The following is a 514-nucleotide window of genomic DNA, read 5'->3' on the forward strand; positions in this document are numbered from 1 at the left end:
GCCGAGGTGGCGCGGCTGACCGGCTTCGTGCGGCGCTGGGTCGAGGAGCTTGTGGCGCTACAACCGTTTCGGACCGTCGAGCCTCGGCGACCGGCGCCGGGGGCAACGGCGCGAAGCCGAAGATCCTGACGCCGGAGATCCTTGCGATGCTGCGCGAGCGGGTGAAGACCCCGCCCGACGACGGCGGGGTGTGGGCGGCGAAGAAGGTGGCGGCGGTGATCGCGGGCACGCTCGGCGTGCCGCGGGTCGCCGAGCAGCGCGGCTGGGAGGCGCTTCGGGCGATCGACTGGACCATCCAGCGCCCTCGGCCGCAACATGCGCGGGCGGCAACGCCCGAGGCGCAGGACGCGTTTAAAAACGTATGGCTCGCCCCGTCCGCAAGAGGGTTTTGAAGTTGGCGTGAGAGGTCTGCTCAAACGTATCCGGTCTCGCGAGGGCATGCTCGTGGCCAAGATTGATATCCGCGCGCCCCGGTCCTCATAAAACTCCCGGCATCGCCGTGCCGTTTTTTAGA

1 protein-coding gene is annotated in these 514 nt (G+C 68.7%); it reads left to right on the plus strand.

The annotated features are described in order from the left end of the window. Positions 1–392, plus strand: a 392-nt coding sequence (locus IM708_RS21210; RefSeq protein ID WP_209428525.1) for a winged helix-turn-helix domain-containing protein, incomplete at its 5' end; no start/stop codon positions are given. Positions 393–514: the final 122 nt, after the last annotated feature.

Origin of the sequence: Pararhodobacter sp. SW119 (assembly GCF_017811755.1) — a bacterium.
Classification (GTDB): domain Bacteria; phylum Pseudomonadota; class Alphaproteobacteria; order Rhodobacterales; family Rhodobacteraceae; genus Pararhodobacter.